Origin of the sequence: Burkholderia sp. LS-044, assembly GCF_004803625.1 — a bacterium.
Lineage (GTDB): Bacteria > Pseudomonadota > Gammaproteobacteria > Burkholderiales > Burkholderiaceae > Burkholderia > Burkholderia cepacia.
On record NZ_SSWO01000026.1, the window covers coordinates 1 to 17,007 of the forward strand.

Annotated in this window: 17 protein-coding genes and 1 pseudogene; 14 read left to right on the forward strand and 4 right to left on the reverse strand. The window is 64.4% G+C overall.

Features of this window, described 5'->3' with window-relative positions; all coding sequences use genetic code 11:
• Window positions 1-144: 144 nt before the first annotated feature.
• A pseudogene (locus tag E9536_RS38015) lies at window positions 145-275 on the reverse strand (IS256 family transposase); the annotation flags it as partial.
• 277 nt (window positions 276-552) lie between these two features.
• On the opposite strand from E9536_RS38015, the gene E9536_RS38020 reads away from it, so the two are divergent.
• From E9536_RS38020 to E9536_RS38045, 6 genes are all read left to right on the forward strand, one after another.
• Complete coding sequence (locus E9536_RS38020) at window positions 553-876, forward strand: hypothetical protein (protein WP_060359910.1); 324 nt, start codon at window positions 553-555, stop codon at window positions 874-876.
• 287 nt (window positions 877-1,163) lie between these two features.
• A complete protein-coding gene (locus tag E9536_RS38025; protein ID WP_124536114.1) occupies window positions 1,164-1,745 on the forward strand; it encodes an SUKH-4 family immunity protein in 582 nt (193 codons plus the stop codon).
• Between the two features lie 103 nt (window positions 1,746-1,848).
• Window positions 1,849-2,337, forward strand: coding sequence for a DUF4265 domain-containing protein (locus E9536_RS38030; protein WP_136472737.1), 489 nt, complete (start codon window positions 1,849-1,851; stop codon window positions 2,335-2,337).
• Window positions 2,334-2,861 carry an SMI1/KNR4 family protein gene (locus E9536_RS38035; protein ID WP_196488648.1) on the forward strand — a complete coding sequence of 176 codons (528 nt, stop codon included), beginning with the start codon at window positions 2,334-2,336 and terminating at the stop codon, window positions 2,859-2,861. The genes E9536_RS38030 and E9536_RS38035 overlap by 4 nt, the downstream gene beginning before the upstream one ends.
• Window positions 2,827-3,192: a hypothetical protein gene (locus E9536_RS38040; protein WP_060082856.1), complete on the forward strand. Its 366-nt coding sequence runs from the start codon at window positions 2,827-2,829 to the stop codon at window positions 3,190-3,192. Before E9536_RS38035 ends, E9536_RS38040 begins: the two co-directional genes overlap by 35 nt.
• Window positions 3,189-3,884: a hypothetical protein gene (locus tag E9536_RS38045; protein WP_060194600.1), complete on the forward strand. Its 696-nt coding sequence runs from the start codon at window positions 3,189-3,191 to the stop codon at window positions 3,882-3,884. The genes E9536_RS38040 and E9536_RS38045 overlap by 4 nt, the downstream gene beginning before the upstream one ends.
• A gap of 92 nt (window positions 3,885-3,976) precedes the next feature.
• On the opposite strand, the gene icmH is transcribed toward E9536_RS38045, so the two are convergent.
• From icmH to tssJ, 3 genes are all read right to left on the reverse strand, one after another.
• Window positions 3,977-4,759, reverse strand: coding sequence for a type IVB secretion system protein IcmH/DotU (gene icmH / locus E9536_RS38050; RefSeq protein WP_027788517.1), 783 nt, complete (start codon window positions 4,757-4,759; stop codon window positions 3,977-3,979).
• Entirely contained in the window at window positions 4,756-6,102 is a 1,347-nt protein-coding gene (tssK, locus tag E9536_RS38055) for a type VI secretion system baseplate subunit TssK (protein WP_011350756.1), read from the reverse strand. The genes icmH and tssK overlap by 4 nt, the downstream gene beginning before the upstream one ends.
• A 102-nt stretch (window positions 6,103-6,204) precedes the next feature.
• Window positions 6,205-6,816, reverse strand: coding sequence for a type VI secretion system lipoprotein TssJ (tssJ, locus tag E9536_RS38060; protein WP_027788516.1), 612 nt, complete (start codon window positions 6,814-6,816; stop codon window positions 6,205-6,207).
• A gap of 373 nt (window positions 6,817-7,189) precedes the next feature.
• On the opposite strand from tssJ, the gene E9536_RS38065 reads away from it, so the two are divergent.
• From E9536_RS38065 to tssH, 8 genes are all read left to right on the forward strand, one after another.
• On the forward strand, window positions 7,190-7,828 hold the full coding sequence (locus tag E9536_RS38065) for a tetratricopeptide repeat protein (protein ID WP_060194599.1): 639 nt from the start codon (window positions 7,190-7,192) through the stop codon (window positions 7,826-7,828).
• A gap of 44 nt (window positions 7,829-7,872) precedes the next feature.
• The gene (gene tssB, locus E9536_RS38070) at window positions 7,873-8,388 is read left to right on the forward strand and encodes a type VI secretion system contractile sheath small subunit (RefSeq protein ID WP_027788514.1); all 516 of its coding nucleotides are present in this window, start codon (window positions 7,873-7,875) and stop codon (window positions 8,386-8,388) included.
• A gap of 15 nt (window positions 8,389-8,403) precedes the next feature.
• Window positions 8,404-9,894 (forward strand): type VI secretion system contractile sheath large subunit, encoded by a 1,491-nt coding sequence (gene tssC / locus E9536_RS38075; RefSeq protein WP_006477094.1) that lies wholly within the window; start codon window positions 8,404-8,406, stop codon window positions 9,892-9,894.
• Between the two features lie 70 nt (window positions 9,895-9,964).
• A complete protein-coding gene (locus E9536_RS38080; RefSeq protein ID WP_006477093.1) occupies window positions 9,965-10,468 on the forward strand; it encodes a type VI secretion system tube protein Hcp in 504 nt (167 codons plus the stop codon).
• Between the two features lie 344 nt (window positions 10,469-10,812).
• A complete protein-coding gene (gene tssE, locus E9536_RS38085) occupies window positions 10,813-11,298 on the forward strand; it encodes a type VI secretion system baseplate subunit TssE (protein ID WP_021161818.1) in 486 nt (161 codons plus the stop codon).
• Between the two features lie 77 nt (window positions 11,299-11,375).
• On the forward strand, window positions 11,376-13,211 hold the full coding sequence (gene tssF / locus E9536_RS38090; protein WP_136472739.1) for a type VI secretion system baseplate subunit TssF: 1,836 nt from the start codon (window positions 11,376-11,378) through the stop codon (window positions 13,209-13,211).
• Window positions 13,175-14,275 (forward strand): type VI secretion system baseplate subunit TssG, encoded by a 1,101-nt coding sequence (gene tssG / locus E9536_RS38095; RefSeq protein ID WP_048023630.1) that lies wholly within the window; start codon window positions 13,175-13,177, stop codon window positions 14,273-14,275. Before tssF ends, tssG begins: the two co-directional genes overlap by 37 nt.
• 44 nt (window positions 14,276-14,319) lie before the next feature.
• Entirely contained in the window at window positions 14,320-16,989 is a 2,670-nt protein-coding gene (gene tssH, locus E9536_RS38100; protein WP_136472741.1) for a type VI secretion system ATPase TssH, read from the forward strand.
• Window positions 16,990-17,007: the final 18 nt, after the last annotated feature.

Sequence of the window (17,007 nt, forward strand, 5' to 3'; positions counted from 1 at the left end):
GTGCGGGCCGCCTTCGACTGGAAATCAGCGATGAACCAGTTTGCTATCCTGTTTGGCGAGCGATTCACGCAGGCGCGCGGATAAGGCGCTGTTCAACCGCCTCGCCCACAAAAATGCGGACAGGTTCACGCGGATTGGCTGGCCTGCTGCAAGCTGTTCGTTGATCGTCGACCAGTTCAGCCTCCCGGGCACCAGTTGCTTGATCAGTGCCGGGTCAAGGTTCAAGCCGTCGTGCCCGGCTCAATCGTCACTTCCTCCTTGCGTTTGCGTGGCATAAAAGTGGTTCCTTGGCTCTCGGTTTATGCCTCACACAAAAGATCGGATAAGCTGCGCCCCGGCAAAAAAATGGTGGCAGGTTTCGCCCCTCGCTTCATTGGCATAATCACGACCTTTTGCGGTATCGTGCGCGAGCGCTGATGTCCGATTCCGTGATGCCGACGAACAACGTACGCGTTTTGCAGCGCTCACGTGAATCCACCGACGATATCGCACGTGCATGTCACGACGCCGTGCCATCCGCACCGCCAAACGTCCCTCCTATCCCTATCACCCATGCTCGCAACAACCGACCTGACGACCGTAGTCAGCCTGAAGCAGATCCTCGAAACGCCCGGCGACTTCTCTGGCTGGCTCTATCTACCGCCGAAGCCGTGGACGCTCGATACAGAGGGCGCATTCTCGGCAGACGCGCAACATGCCGAAGACGATGCATCGTCCTCGATCGCGCTGCAACCCGGCTGGAGCGTCACGCTGAATAGTGCGACGATCGAAGATATCGTGATCAACGCCCACGACCAAATCGACGAACCGAGCGTTTCGCAGTTGCTCGACGCATTCGTCTTTTACGTAGAGAACGATGAATTCATCCTGTTCTGACGACCTGGTTTGCCACACGTCATCATGAAATCCTGGCGGGACACCCTGATTGCAGCCAATCCGCTCGTTCGATTTCTCGAGGAGGATGCATTTTTGGCACTGTCTATCTCGGCAATCCCGCGGCGCATTACGTTGTCCGGGATGCGAAGGTCGCAAGTCGTTTAGCGACCGATGACTCCATCGACGATTTCGGTGAATTCAAGTGTCGGCATGCGGCTGACAGAGAGACCCGAGACCGGTATCGTTCGCAAGCGATTCGACAAGGCGCCATGTCGCCGGGAGGCACGATGCACAATCGGGATCTGAAGCAGTTCATCGTCGAAATTCGCGACACGGTGGGCGTGCACGCAAGCATCGGCGCACCTGCGCCCGACCATGCAACACCCACGAGCTCCCTCTCCGTGAGCGATGAAATTGCTGCGTGGTTCAGCGCACTCGACGATGTCGATCTGTCGATTCCCTGGACCGCTGACGACCTCCTGTTGTACGGCAACCAGGCGAGTCTCGCGCTTGGCCAGACCGGCTATCGTGTCGACGCATCTGGCCGGCGTCTGTCCGGATGGCACGACGACTGGATCGTGCTGGGTCAGATGGGCGGCGATCCCGTTATCGTCGTCCCGGGAGGCGATGTGCTGTTCGACCGCCACGGCGCGGGCTCCTGGGCACCATTGCGCGTTGCGTCATCCCTCACGCACTTTGCCCACGCGCTGCGTATCTGGTGCGAGTTGTACGTTGGAAGGTACTCACGCGACATCGTCGACGACACGTATGAAATCCGCCCGGCATTCCTTGCTGAAGTCCGGGCGCGGATAAGCGAGGCGCTGCCCGATGCGGAAGCGGTGGTGTTCCTGGAGATGGTCGGCGGGTGAGTGCGGGCGAGCAGTCTCAAGCAATGCGCAGGCCAATCCGCAGGCAGCCCCGGGTGACACAAGTGATTGACTGAAACACGGTCTTACTTACGGCGAGAACGAAATGCTTGACCCCGACCAGGATGACGACCTGATCCACGTCTACGCAGGTAGCTCCGGAGATGCACCGGTTCATGAAGAACTTCCCGCGCGCCAGGTCGAGCCGGGCATCTACGAATTGCTGGCATCGCCTGGCCTTGCGCTGAATCTCGCGAAAGGCGATCTTGTCCGCATGGATGACCCCGATCGTCCTGCCACGGTACTGAAGCGCGGCGGAAGCTACTGCATCCAGATCTATGGCGACGCGATTCCGGATCGCGAAATCGACCGGCTTGCGAGCGAGGTCGAATCCGAACTGAGCGGTACGCTCGACGGTCGTTACGGCGGCTCGCTCGCGTTATCGGTGCCGTCCGGTGCGGGAGGCGAGCGAATCCGTACCGTCTTCGACGGCTTCACGGCAAGAACCGGCCTTGCCTGGTACTACGCGAACATCTACCGGAACTTCGAGGATCCGGACGACGAAACGCTGCTCGACTGGTGGCTCGAGTCGTGACGGTGCAAAATCGAACCCGTGTATGTCGGGGATACCGACAGGAAGATCAACCGATGCCCCCCACGCCGACCATCGGCACGACCGTGGCCGAAATCGAAGCGGCCGAAGCATTGCTCGGCCGCGCGTTGCCGCGTTCGTTCGCCGCATGGCTGCTTCTCAACAACGGCCGGTCGCTCGGCGGACTGCCCGTGTTCCCCGTCTTCGATGCGCGCAATCCGCGCAGGACGTGGAATTCGATCGTGCGGCGCTACGACGAAGGCTGGCGCGCGTGGCGAGACAATTTCGACCATACGGATGCCGATTTCTCGCACTTGTTGCCGTTTGCCGAGTTCGGGACAGGTGACTACTACTGCTTCGACTACGACCGGACAGCGGCATCGTGCGAGCCGGCCGTCGTCCTTTGGTCGCACGAGACGGGCGAGACGACGCCGGTATCCGACAGTTTCACGGCCTTTCTGTCGAAGCGGGGCGCCATGGAGGGGGCGGGAAATGAACCTGACGAACGATCCGGCCGAGTGGCGTGAACGCCAGGAGGCCGTGTGTGCGCGATACGCTCTGCGCGCTGCCGAACCCGAGCACAAGGTTGCGGTCGCGATATCGACGCTCGGGCGGATGCCTGTCTATGGCACGCGCATCGCGCTGTCGGAAGGCGATGACATCGGCTGGTTTTTCCACTGCGGTGAATATTCGGACGCACCCGATTTTTACCAGCCGCTGCACGCCGCACATCTGCCCACCTACCTGCCGCTCGTCTTGCCCTATTTGATGCTGCCGCCCGGCGCGCGTTTCATCATCGACGACGCCGGCTACGAAGACGTCTGGATGGATTTGCCCGGCAACGAGGCGTCGCGATGAGTGCGCGGCAGACCTTTCGCAAGGCGCTGATGCTGCTCGATCATGGCATGACGGATCGAGGCGAAGCCGTGCTGCATCTTGCGCTGACCGAGGCCGAGCAGGAGGGCGATCGCGTTGCACTCGCCCAGTCGCTCGTCGCGCTGGGCGATCTGATGTGCGAGACGTCACGCAGTGGATCGGCGCGTCCGTTCCTGGAGCGGGCGCTTGCGGCGGCACGAGACCTCGATGCCGGCCTGCTGGCGTGCGAGCGTGACAGGGCCGAACGATTGCTGGCGCGTATCGAATGCGAGCGCATCGGATTGCAGATTCGCGGCCCGGAAGATTTCAAGAACAGGACGTTCACGCTTGCCGACTTCATCGCGGTTGTGCGAGCGAAGGCCGAACGACCGGAGGGCTACGATCCGGCGTGGCAATACGATGTGTACGGAAATGACGGCGATGCAGACTGGTGCCCGCGGCAGACGATCTATATCGCCGACAAGGTACAGGTCGACGACGAGGATCGCGAGCGCTACCCCGAACGTGTCACTGAGCTCGGTTACGTATTCCGCTACTCGTGCGAGCACTTCCAGGACGTCGTCGATCTGGCCTGTCGTCAGAAACCGGGCGCGTCGATCGACGACCTCGTCCGCTGTCTCGACCACTTCGATCGCCACGACGACTTCCTCGATCTGGATTCGAACGGCGAGTAGCCGCGAGCACGACGAATGGGACGTCGCAACAAAAAAGGACCGCCGGGGCGGTCCTTTCTCATCGTGAAGCGAGGCCGAGAAACCTCCGCCCCTCAAGGCAACGAAATCGTCAAATTGGCCGATTCCGGCCCGACCTTGATGACCTGCGAATAAGGCGCCAACGCCTGCAGCGTCTTGTCCTTCAGATACGTATTGAGCCCGAGATACCCGAGCAGCGCCACCAGCGCAAAAACCGCCCCGATCGCCCACACCGGCACTTCGCGTTTGAGTCGATGCGCGATCTGATCCGGCAACGGCCAATGCGGCGCGAACGGCGCCCGCTTGCCCTTCATATGCGCGATCTCGTCCCCCAGCCGCGCGGTGAGGTAAGCCAGCTTCTCCGGCCCTTCGAGCAGATACTTGCCCTGGAACCCGAGCAGCAGGCACATATGAAACACCTCGAGCGACTGCAGCCGCGCCGCACCCTGCGCGCGACCTTCCTCGAGATACTGGAAGAACTTCTCCCCCGCGAGCTGCTCGCCGAACAGCACGAGCTGCAGCGGCCGGCGTTCCCAGTCCGTGCGGATCTTGAACTGCGACGACAGCACCATCTCGTCGATGGCCGCGCAGAACGCGAACTTCGCGCCGTACACATCCTCGGCCGCGATATTCAGCTTTTTCGCGCCGCGCTCGAAGTCCGACAGGAATTCCTGGATCCGCGTGCTGAACTCGCTCGCGCTATCCGGTTCCCGCCCGTTCTTGAGCAGGAACAGCATGAAGAACCCGTCGTACAGCAGGTCGAGCAGCGAACGGGCCTGGAACGAGGCGTCCGTCGACGCCGGGGTATGCAGGGGAGGCGGCGCGTTGTCGCCGAACAGGGAAGGCGCGTAGCTCATGATGTGACCGCGATCAGTTCGAACTTCAGGTCATTGATGCCAGTCGGCGCGTAGATCATCGCGGACTGGGCCTGCAGCATGCGCTCGTACAGCGCGCCGCGCGAATCGAGCGCGAAGTAGCAGGCGCCGGGGCGCACCGGAATCGCGGGCGGCACCTGCGGCGTGTACGACAGTCGCACGCCGGGCATGGCCGACAGCACGAGCTTGTCGACGTCGTCGGGTGCGCCGACCTTGAAGCGGGCCGGCACCGCATCGACGAGCTCGACGCTCGGCATGTCCGCGGACACCGCGAGGTAGAACTCGGTCTTGTCGTCGATCTTGCCGGAATCGAGGCGGCCGAGGTGGAACGACGGGCGCACCTCGTCGAGCGTGATCGCGAAGTAGCGCGTCGAGATCACGGTGTCGAGCAGCTCGCGCAGCATCAGGTCGAGACGCGCAAAGCTCGGGCCCGGATCGTCGTGGCGGTACACCGGCAGGTCCGCGAGCGTGTAGCCCTTCGAGAACGTCATCAGCTGGCCCGCGAGGCGCAGCAGTTCCTGGAACAGCCGCTCGGGATGCAGCGCCGAGTGCTGGTGCAGGTGCGCGAGCGTCGCGAACGCGGCGTTCGCGGTGTGCAGCAGCCAGAACGACGCGATGTCGCCCGAGCGGAATTCGATGATGTTCTTCGACGGCTCGCGGTGAAAGCCGTACAGCGCGTTCACCTTCGCCTGCAGCGCATCGACGAGCTGGCGCAGCCGCTGGTGCAGGATCGGCGATGCGTCGATCGCGAGGCACGGCGGCACGAAGCTGTCGTCGATCTCGAAACCGGACGTCGCGGTGCGGCGCACGCGTACGAGCGGCACCGACAGCAGCTGGTCGCGCGGTTCGCTGTGCGCGATCAGCTTGACCTGCGTCTTCAGGAACGTGATGTCGGCTTCGGCTGCGTCGGTGAAGTTGTCGCCGACGCTGGTCTGCTCGCTGACGAAACGCGTCATGAAGCCGGCGGCCGGATCGTCGCTGTAGTTGGTGCCGTTCTCGCGCAGCGGGTGCAGCGCGAGATAGAACACGAATTCGTTGATGCCGTCAGGCAGCGTGTCCAGCGCGATCGGCGGCGGCAGGTCGTCGGCCTGCGGTGCGGCATACAGCGCGCCGTCCGGGAACACGAGCGCGAGCTCGGCCACCCGCAGCACGTTGCTGCCGAGTGCGTCGCGGTCGATGCGCACCGAGCGCACGCCCCAGTTGTACGGCTGGATCGCCTGGATCGATTCGAACAGGCGCGCTTCGTGGTACGCGTCCTGTCGCTGAAAGTGTTGAGGCCGGAGGAACAGCCCTTCCCCCCACAGCACCTTGGCCGAATAACTCATGTCAAATCCGGTTAATGTCGCGTTGCGATGTAATCGATTCGTTCGTGCCCGAATTAAATCGCCAATTGTTAACTCTTGTTAATTGACATTCGTGCGTCATGTTTAACCGCAGGAGACCGAAGAAAGCAAATTCAGCGGTTGCGAAGGCGCACCCTGTTGCGGTGCGATGACGGTGCCATCGGTGACCGTCATCGCGCAATTATGCAGGCCGATGATTATGCCGGATTTCTCCGACTTCACCGGGTCGAACGTCAGTTTCCATCGTTGTAGTGCGGGATCGCGGAACAGCGCGACGATGCCGAACGCTTGTGCTTCGCGCGAAACCTTTTCGGTCGCCGTATAGCGCTGGCCCGGAATCAGCGTGATTTCACGCACGTTCAGCAAATCCGCGCCCAGCGCGGCTTTTTCCTTGGTCGGATCCGTAAATGCGTCGAACGGCGCCTGCTGGAACGACGTCGGGTCCTTCAGCGTATAGAGCCGCACGACGAGCGCGAGCGGCTTGTTGTCGGTCGCGGCATTCAGGTTCGGCGCTGCGGCGAGCGTGATGCCGAGGCTGCGCGGCGGCTTCTGCGCGTCGGGCACCTCGGGCTTGCCGATGCCGGCCGCGGACATCACGGCGCTCGCGGCCGAGCCGAGCAGCGGGGCGGCCGCGCATCCGGCCAGAAGGGCGCAGGCAACCAGCGGCAGCGCGTAGCGAATCATCAACGATCTCATCGTATTTCCGGCGTGCTGCCTTTATCCCTGTCAAATCTGCCGGGTATTTCCGCGCTCGTTGCGTATCCCCGGCATTGCACTGTTCAACTATTAAGCACGCCCGCGTCGTGGCGAGCGTCCGGAAATTTTTTCCGCCACCCCGGCGGCGTGTCGTGCAACCAGTAAAACTTGCCCATTCCGGCCGAAAGAAAAATCGCTGCGAGCCCGCGGCGAGCGGCCATTGGAGGGGGTAGCGCCCGGTTTTAAAAGGAATTACTCTTCACACGACGATTGAATTATGAAAAATTGATCGGTACTATACCCGCGCGCTTCTTGCAAAGCAAAAGAACCAGATTCTCAACGATTTAAAACTCACGCGCCGGTGGATATAACGATGAAAGACCGTCTCTTCGCAAAACTGTCTGGGGTAGTAGTGGCTTGCGGCGTGATCGCCGGTTGTGCGAGCCAGCCTCCCGCGCCGCCGACTGCAGAGGTGTTCAACAAGTCGCTGGCCGATGCGGACGCAGTTGCGAAGGCGGGGGACCAGGACAAGGCCCTCGGCCTGTATCAGCAGCTCGCGAAGTCGGATCCGACGCGCGAGGAGCCGTGGTCGCGCATCGCGCAAATCCAGTTCGCACAGAACCACTACGGTCAGGCAATCGTTGCCGCGCAGGAAGCGCTGCAGCGCGACGCGACCGACCGTCAGGCAAAGAGCGTGCTGGCCGTGGCCGGCCTGCGGATCGCGACGCAGTCGCTCGGCGAGCTGCGTCAGGATTCGTCGCTCGCGGGCGACGCGAAGTCCGATGCGCAGGCGCTCGCGAAGCAACTGCGCGACACGCTGGGCGAATCGGCGCTGTTCCCGCCGGAGACGAATCCCCGCGCCAGTGGCCGAACCAAGAAGACCCGCACGGTCGTGCACAAGAAAGTCACGACGCAGGGTGCGGAAACCACCGCTACGGTGCCGCCGACGAACACGTCGTCGGGCGGCGGAGCGCCGAAGGGCGGCGATCCGTTCGGCGCCCTGCGCAACTGACCGTAACTGACGCGATAACCACAACTAACCTGGGAGCCGTCGAGATGGCCAAGAAAGAAAGCATTCAGAAAAGCTTGCAGAAAATACGGCCGCCGCGCGTCCAATTGACCTACGAGGTCGAGAAGGGCGATGCGATCGAGGTGAAGGAACTGCCGTTCGTCGTCGGGGTCGTCGGCGATCTGGCGGGCCAGTCCGAAATCGAGCAGCCGAAGCTGCGCGACCGCAAGTTCGTCAACATCGATCGCGACAATTTCGACGACGTGATGAAGGCGATCGAGCCGCGTGCCGCGTTCCAGGTGGAAAACCGCCTGAGCGAAGGTGGCGGCAAGTTCGCGGTCGACCTGAAGTTCCGTTCGCTGTCGGATTTCAGCCCGGACGAAGTCGTCGAACAGGTCGAGCCGCTGCGCCGCCTGCTCGAGGCGCGCTCGAAGCTCGCCGACCTGCGCAACAAGCTCGCCGGCAACGACAAGCTCGAGGATCTGCTGTCCGAGGTGCTGAAGAACACGCAGCAGCTGCAGGAGCTCGCGAAGGGCACCGGCGGCGACAAAGACGGCGAATGACGACGGAGTGTTGAGATGAACCAGCAAACGGCTGCGGCCCAAGCGAGCGGCGCGGAATACGCCGCCGGGACTTCGCTGCTCGACGACATCGTCGAGAAGAGCAAGGTCGCGAAATCCGATTCCGAGCATGCGCGTGCGAAGGACCTGATCGGCGAACTCGTGCACCAGGTGCTCGACGGCACGGTGATCGTGTCGGACAACCTGTCGGCCACGATCGACGCGCGCGTCGCGGAACTCGACCGCCTGATTTCCACGCAGCTTTCCGCGGTGATGCACGCACCGGAATTCCAGCGCCTCGAAAGCACGTGGCGCGGGATGGACTATCTGGTCAAGGAAAGCAACACCGGCCAGACGATCAAGATCAAGGCGCTGCACGCTCCGAAGCGCGACCTCGTGCGCGACTTCAAGGGCGCGAGCGAATTCGACCAGAGCGCGCTGTTCAAGAAGGTCTACGAAGAGGAATTCGGCACGTTCGGCGGCTCGCCGTTCGGTGCGCTGATCGGCGATTACGAGATCTCGCGCCAGCCGGAAGACATGTACTTCATCGAGCAGATGTCGCACGTCGCGGCGGCCGCGCATGCGCCGTTCATCGCGTCGGCGTCGCCCGAGCTGCTCGGCCTCGAGTCGTTCTCCGACCTCGGCAAGCCGCGTGATCTCGGCAAGGTGTTCGATACGGTCGAATATGCGAAGTGGAAGTCGTTCCGCGACGCCGAAGATTCCCGCTACGTCGGCCTGACGCTGCCGCGCTTCCTCGGTCGCCTGCCGTTCAATCCGAAGGACGGCCAGACCGCGGAGAACTTCAACTTCGTCGAAGACGTCGACGGCACCGACCACGACAAGTACCTGTGGTGCAACGCCGCGTGGGCGTTCGCAGCGCGCCTGACGGCCGCATTCGACGACTTCGGCTGGTGCGCGGCGATCCGCGGCGTCGAAGGCGGCGGCCTCGTCGAGGACCTGCCGACCCACACGTTCAAGACCGACGACGGTGAAGTCGCGCTGAAGTGCCCGACCGAAATCGCGATCACCGATCGCCGCGAAAAGGAACTGAGCGACCTCGGCTTCATTCCGCTCGTTCATTGCAAGAACTCGGATTACGCTGCGTTTTTCGCCGCGCAATCGGTGCAGAAACCGAAAAAATACAGCACCGACAGCGCGAATGCGAACGCCGTCCTGTCCGCCCAGCTTCAGTACATCTTCTCGGTGTCGCGCGTTGCGCACTACCTGAAGGCGATGATGCGGGACAAGATCGGCAGCTTCGCATCGGCGCAGAACGTGGAGACTTTCCTCAACCGGTGGATTTCGCAGTACGTCCTGCTCGACGACAACGCGTCGCAGGAACAGAAGGCGCAATTCCCGCTGCGCGAGGCATCCATACAAGTGTCGGAGATTCCGGGCAAGCCGGGCTCGTATCGTTCGGTCGCGTTCCTGCGCCCGCACTTTCAGCTCGACGAACTCTCGATTTCTCTGCGACTTGTCGCTGATCTGCCCAAACCGGCAAATTCATAAGCGAGTAAATCGCCCGGGCGGGCCGCCTGGGTAGGACGTTAAAACCACCTCTTTGGGGAGTCGAAGGGCCATGTTACATATGCACTTGCAGTTTGGTAGTCCCGCGGTGAAGGGCGAGTCCGCGGACAAGGACCACCAGGGCTGGATCGAACTGAAATCGTGGGATCACTCGATCGTTCAGCCGCGTTCGGCAACCGCATCGACCGCTGGCGGTCACACGATGACGCGTTGCGAGCACGGCGACATGATTTTCACGAAGGAAATCGATTCGTCGAGCCCGCTGCTGTACCAACACGCTTCGGGCGGTACCACGTTCGACGAGGTGACGGTTCATTTCTCGCGCGCTGACGGTGAAGGCAAGCGCGTGCAGTATCTGGAAGTCAAGCTCAAGTACGTGATCATCTCGAGCATCGCCCCGAGCGTTCGCGAGGAAGGTCTGCCGCTCGAGACGTTCTCGCTGAAGTACGCAGCCGTGCAGTGGAAGCAAACCCAGCAGAAGATCGGCGGCAACCAGGGCGGCAACACGCAAGGCGCCTGGAGTCTGACGAAGAACGACAAGACCTACGCGGTCTAAGGTCGGTCGCGGCAACGGGGCGCTCGGCGTCCCGTTGCCGTTTTCGCTGTGAATCAGGGCCTGTTTCCGCTAATAACGGGCTTGCGCTGGCCCCCAGAAGGGCCGAGCGCAAGGATTGCGACGAAGCGAATACTCGACGTATTCGCGAGGAGCGTGACGCGGCGATCGGCCCTTCTGGGGGCCAGCCCCACGAATGATTTTTTCAAACAGGGGAACGTGCGTTGCCGGCCGTATTGCGGCGTCGTTCGTCGCTTGTTTGGCTCGGCCAAACGGCGCTCCTCACTCCTTGCACTACGACCGGCAACACACGTTCGCAAGCCCGTTATTAGCGGAAACAGGCCCTTATGAAACGATTCGAACCCAGTTTTCTCGACAAGCTGTTCGACGACGAACCGCACCTGCCGGCCTCGGCAGCGATGCGGCAATTGTCGCTGGACGAGCTCAAGAACACGGTCGCCCGCGACGTCGAGGCGATCCTCAACACCCGTATCGCCCACACCGAGAACGAGCTGGCCACGCTGCCGGAGTGCCAGAAGTCGGTGCTGACCTACGGGCTGAACGATTTTGCAGGGCTGAGCCTGGCGAGTCACTACGACCGCGCGTTCATCTGCAAGTCGATCCAGCAGGCCATCGCGCGCCACGAGCCGCGCCTGCAGCAGGTGCAGGTGACGTTCGAGCTGAACGAGCAGGCCACCAACGCGCTCTATTTCGCGATCCAGGCGCTGCTCGTCGTGCACCCGGCAGAGGAGCCGGTGAGTTTCGACGCGATGCTGCAGCCGTCGACGCTGCAGTATTCGGTCACGCGCGCACGCGCCGCAAGAATGCAGTAAATCAAGCCGCCGAGCGGGCCGGACCGCCCGGTGATGGTTCAGGGTCCGGCAGGAAATATTGAGGTTCGGGGTCGTCGATGGAAGAATTGCTGCCGTATTACGAGCGCGAATTATCGTTTTTGCGGCGCTATTCGCGAGATTTCGCCGAACGCTATCCGAAGATCGCGGCGCGGCTCGCGCTGTCCGGCGAGCATTGCGAGGATCCGCACGTCGAGCGGATGATCGAGTCGTTCGCGCTGCTCGGCGCGCGCATCAACAAGAAGCTCGACGACGACTACCCCGAATTCACCGAAGCGCTGCTGGAAGTGCTCTATCCGCACTACCTGCGGCCGTTCCCGTCGTGCTCGATCGCGCAGTTCACGCCGGCCTCGCCCGGCCAGCAGACCGAGCCGGTCGTGATCGATCGCGGTACCGAGCTGAAGAGCCGCCCGATCCGCGGCGTGCAGTGCCGGTTCCGCACCGCCTATGACGTGACGCTCGCGCCGATCCGCATCTCGGAAGCGCGCTACACGCCGGTCGCGCTCGCGCCGAGCGCGACGGTGCTGCCGTCGAACGCGACGGGCGTGATCTCGATCACGTTCGAGTCGCTCGCCGCGCAGCTCGATCTCGGTGCGCTGAAGCTGCCGACGCTGCGCGCGCACCTGCACGGCGAGCAGTCGTTCGTCGCCGCGCTGACCGACTGCCTGTTCGTCAACGTGCTCGGCGCGTACGTCGAGCCCGAACGCAACGGTCGCTGGACCGCGTTGCGCAAGCTGCCGATCGCGCACGCCGGCTTCGACGAGGACGACGCGCTGATCGACTACCCGGCGAAATCGCATCCCGCGTATCGCCTGCTCACCGAATACTTCGCGTTCCCCGACAAGTTCGATTTCGTCGACTTCGACATCGCGGCGATCGCGCGCGCGACGGGACGCTGCCAGCGGGCGACACTGCATCTCGTGCTGCAGGACGTGCGCAGCGATTCGCACGTCGCGCGGCTGCTCGAGCTGCTGACGGCGAGCCACTTCCGGCTGTTCTGCACGCCGATCGTCAACCTGTTCCGCCAGCACGGCGAGCCGATCCGCATCACGCACCGCGCGGTGTCCTACCCGGTGATCGCCGAGGCGCGGCGCGCGTTCGCATACGAGGTGTACTCGATCGATTTGGTGAAGCTCGTCAGGCAGCAGGCGCACGAGGAATCGGTGATCGAATTCCGGCCGTTCTACTCGCTGCATCACGGCGAATCGGCGCGGATCGGCCATTACTGGTTCGCGCGCCGCAACGACTGGGTCGCGCAGAAGAGCCCCGGCTATGAAACCGAAATCTCGATCGTCGACATCGATTTCGAGCCGACGTCGCCGCAGACCGACACGCTGAGCCTCGACCTCACCTGCACGAACCGCGACCTGCCGGCCATGCTCGCGTTCGGGCTCGAAGGCGGCGACCTGTTCCAGGAAGGCGGCGCGCAGACGAGCGGCATCTCGATGCTGCGCCGCCCGACGCAGAGCGTACGCTTCGAGCGCGGCCGCGCCGCGCACTGGCGGCTCGTGTCGCACCTCGCGCTCAATCACGTGTCGCTGGTCGCGCACGGCCTCGCGCCGCTGAAGGAAATGCTGACGCTGTACGACCTGCGGCGCACCGCCGTGTCGATGCGCCAGATCGACGGCCTCGCCGGCGTCGAGCAGCGCGGCGCCGTGCAGTGGCTGCCGGGCAAACCGTTCGCGACCTTCGTGCGCGGCATCGAGATCCGCCTGACGATCGACGAGGAGCACTTCGTCGGCGCGAGCCTGGCCTCGTTCGTGCGCGTGCTCGACAGCTTCTTCGGGCTGTACGTTCACCTCAACAGTTTCGTTCAACTAGTCGTCGTGTCGAAGCGCACCGGCGAGGAGATCATCCGATGCAAGCCCCGGACCGGCGAATCGATCCTGGCGTAGTCGACGCACTGCTCGACGAACCGCACCGCTTCGAGTTCTTCCAGGCCGTGCGCGTGCTCGAAGGGCTGTTCGCGCGGCAGGCGTCGGATGCGCCCGGCGCGTGGCGGCAGGGCGACGTGGTCGCGCAGCGCATCGAATTCCGCAACACGCTGTCGCTCGGCTTTCCGCCGAGCGAGATCGAAGGCGCGCGCTCGTTCGACGGCGACGGCACGCAACTGAAGACGGACGAGCAGCGCGGCGCCGCGCTCGCGGCCGGTGAGCTCGGCCACGTCGAGCTGACGCCCGCGTTCTTCGGGCTGCTTGGCGGGCAGGGCGCGCTGCCGCTGCATTACACCGAGCAGATCATCGCGCGCGAGCACCTGAAGCGCGACCACGCGGCGCGCGCATTCTTCGACGTGTTCTCGAACCGCGCGACCGCGCTGTTCTATGCCGCGTGGAAGAAATACCGGCTGCCGTTCCATTACGAGCTCGATCGCGACGAGCGCTACCTGCCGCTGCTGCTCGCGATCGCGGGCGTGCCGAGCGACGAAGTGCGCGACAGCCTCGCGGCCGGCGTGGGCGGCGTGCTCGACGAGGCCGTTGCCGGTTATGCGCTGGCCGCGCGGCACCGGCCGATGTCGGCTGCATACCTGCAGCGCACGCTGTCCGACTATTTCCGCGTGCCGGTGAAGATCGACCAGTTCGTCGGCAAGTGGTACGACGTGCCGCCCGACCAGCTGAGCGTGCTCGGCGAGGTCAACGCGGTGCTCGGCGCGACGGCGCTCGTCGGCGAACGCGTATGGCAGCGCGACATGCGCGCGCGGATCGTCGTCGGCCCGCTGTCCAAGCGCGACTACGAGGCGTTCCTGCCCGGCGGCGCGCAGGCCATCGCACTGGAGCGGATGCTGACGCTGCTCGCCGGCGTCACGCTCGAATACGAGGTGAAGCTCGTGCTCAAGCGCACCGAGGTCGGCGCGAGCGTGCTCGGCGCGGGCTCGCGGCTCGGCTGGGACGCGTTCCTGTGCACGCGGGACGCGCTCGAGGATCGCTCCGACGCGCGCTACGAACTGCACGTGATTCACTGATTCCGAACGACAACAAACACACAATCGAACCTGAGATCGACGCCATGAGCACGCCTCTGAAGACCCTGATCACGAAACTGAACCCGCTGTGCCGCCACGCGACCGAGCGGGCGGCGAGCGCGTGCCTGGCGCGCGGCCACTACGAAGTCGATCTGGAGCACCTGTTCCTCGCGTTGCTCGAGGAGCCGGCGGGCGACCTGCCGCTCGCGCTGCGCGCGAGCCGTGTCGATCCGCATGCGCTGCGCGCCGATCTGGAGCGCGAGCTGACGCGCCTGAAGACCGGCAACACGCGCACGCCGGTGTTCTCCGTGCACCTGATCGCGCTGTTCGAGCAGGCGTGGCTGATCGCGTCGCTCGATTCGCAGCTCGGCCGCATCCGTTCCGGGCACCTGTTGCTCGCGCTGCTGACCGCACCGGATCTCGCGCAATTCGCGCAGCGGATGTCGTCGCAGTTCGCGGAAGTGAACGTGACGGACCTGAAGCACAAGTTCGACGAAATCATGGCCGGATCGAGCGAGGCCGAACCGCGCCAGGCCGATACGGAAGACGGCGGCCTCGCGCCGGCAGCCGGCGGCGCGGCGCCCGCGGCGGGCCCGTCGAAGACGCCCGCGCTCGACACGTACACGACCAACCTCACGCAGCGCGCACGCGACGGCAAGATCGACCCGGTGATCGGCCGCGAAGCCGAGATCCGCCAGGCGATCGACATCCTGATGCGTCGTCGCCAGAACAACCCGATCATGACCGGCGAGGCCGGCGTCGGCAAAACGGCGGTCGTCGAGGGCCTCGCGCTGCGCATCGCGGCCGACGACGTGCCGCCGCCGTTGCGCGGCGTCGCGCTGCACGTGCTCGACATGGGGCTGCTGCAGGCCGGCGCGAGCGTGAAGGGCGAGTTCGAGAATCGCCTGAAGAGCGTGATCGACGAGGTGAAGAAGAGCGCGCACCCGATCATCCTGTTCATCGACGAGGCGCACACGATCATCGGCGCGGGCGGCCAGGCCGGCCAGAACGACGCGGCGAACCTGCTGAAGCCGGCGCTCGCGCGCGGCGAGCTGCGCACGATTGCCGCGACGACGTGGAGCGAATACAAGAAGTACTTCGAGAAGGACGCGGCGCTTGCGCGGCGCTTCCAGGTCGTGAAGGTCGAGGAGCCGAGCGAGCCGCTCGCGGCCGCGATGCTGCGCGGGATGTCCGGCCTGATGGAAAAGCACTTCAACGTGCGGATCCTCGACGATGCGATCACCGAGGCCGTGCGTCTGTCGCACCGCTACATCAGCGGCCGTCAGCTGCCGGACAAGGCGATCAGCGTGCTCGACACCGCATGCGCGAAGGTCGCGCTCGCGCACAGCGCGACGCCGGCGGCGATCGACGACACGAAGAAGCGCATCGAGCGGATCGACGCGGAAATCGCGTCGCTGGAGCGCGAGGCGGCCGGCGGCGCGGCGCACGACGAGCGGCTCGGCGAGCTGCGCGGCGCGCGCGACACGGCGCTCGAACAACTGGCGAAGGACGAAGCGCGTTATGAAGCCGAGCGCGCGATCGTCGCCGAAATCACCGAGCTGCGCGACACGCTCGACAAGGCACGCGGCCCGTCGGAAGACGGCCAGCCGGTCGACGAGCAGGCGACCCGCGACAAGCTCGCCGAGCGCGTCGCGGCGCTGCACGCGCTGCAGGGCGGCGAGCCGATGGTGCCGCTGCAGGTCGACGGCCACGTCGTCGCCGAGATCGTCGCCGCGTGGACGGGCATTCCGCTCGGCCGGATGGTGAAGGACGAGATCGACACCGTGCTGAACCTGCAGCCGCTGCTCACCGCGCGCGTGATCGGCCAGGACCATGCGCTCGACGCGATCGCGCAGCGCGTGCGCACCGCGACCGCGAACCTCGAGGATCCGAACAAGCCGCGCGGCGTGTTCATGTTCGTCGGGCCGTCGGGCGTCGGCAAGACCGAGACGGCGCTCGCGCTGGCCGACATCCTGTACGGCGGCGAGCGCAAGATGGTCACGATCAACATGAGCGAGTACCAGGAAGCGCACAGCGTGTCGGGCCTGAAGGGCTCGCCGCCGGGCTACGTCGGCTACGGCGAAGGCGGCGTGCTGACCGAGGCGGTGCGCCGCAACCCATATTCGGTCGTGCTGCTCGACGAGGTCGAGAAGGCGCACCCCGACGTGCTCGAGATGTTCTTCCAGGTGTTCGACAAGGGTGCGATGGACGATGCGGAAGGGCGCGAGATCGACTTCCGCAACACGCTGATCATCCTGACGTCGAACGTCGGTTCCGCCGCGGTGATGCAGGCGTGCCTGAACAAGCCGGCCGAGGAACTGCCCGATCCGGATGCCCTTGCCGAGACGCTGCGTCCGCAGCTGTACAAGACGTTCAAGCCCGCGTTCCTCGGGCGGATGAAGGTCGTGCCGTACTACCCGATTTCCGACGACGTGCTGGCCGAGATCATCGAGCTGAAGCTCGAGCGGATCCGCCGCCGGATCGAGGCGAACCACAAGGCGGCGTTCGAATGGGACGAGTCGCTCGTCGACGCGGTGCTCGCGCGCTGCACCGAAGTCGATTCGGGCGCCCGCAACGTCGACCATATCCTGAACGGCACGCTGCTGCCGGAGATCGCGGGCCACGTGCTCGGCCGGATCGCCGACGGCGCGGCCATCGCGCGCATCGCGGTGCGCGCGGACGAGGCCGGCGAATTCACGTACACCGTCGAATGAGCGCGGTCGCGCATCACC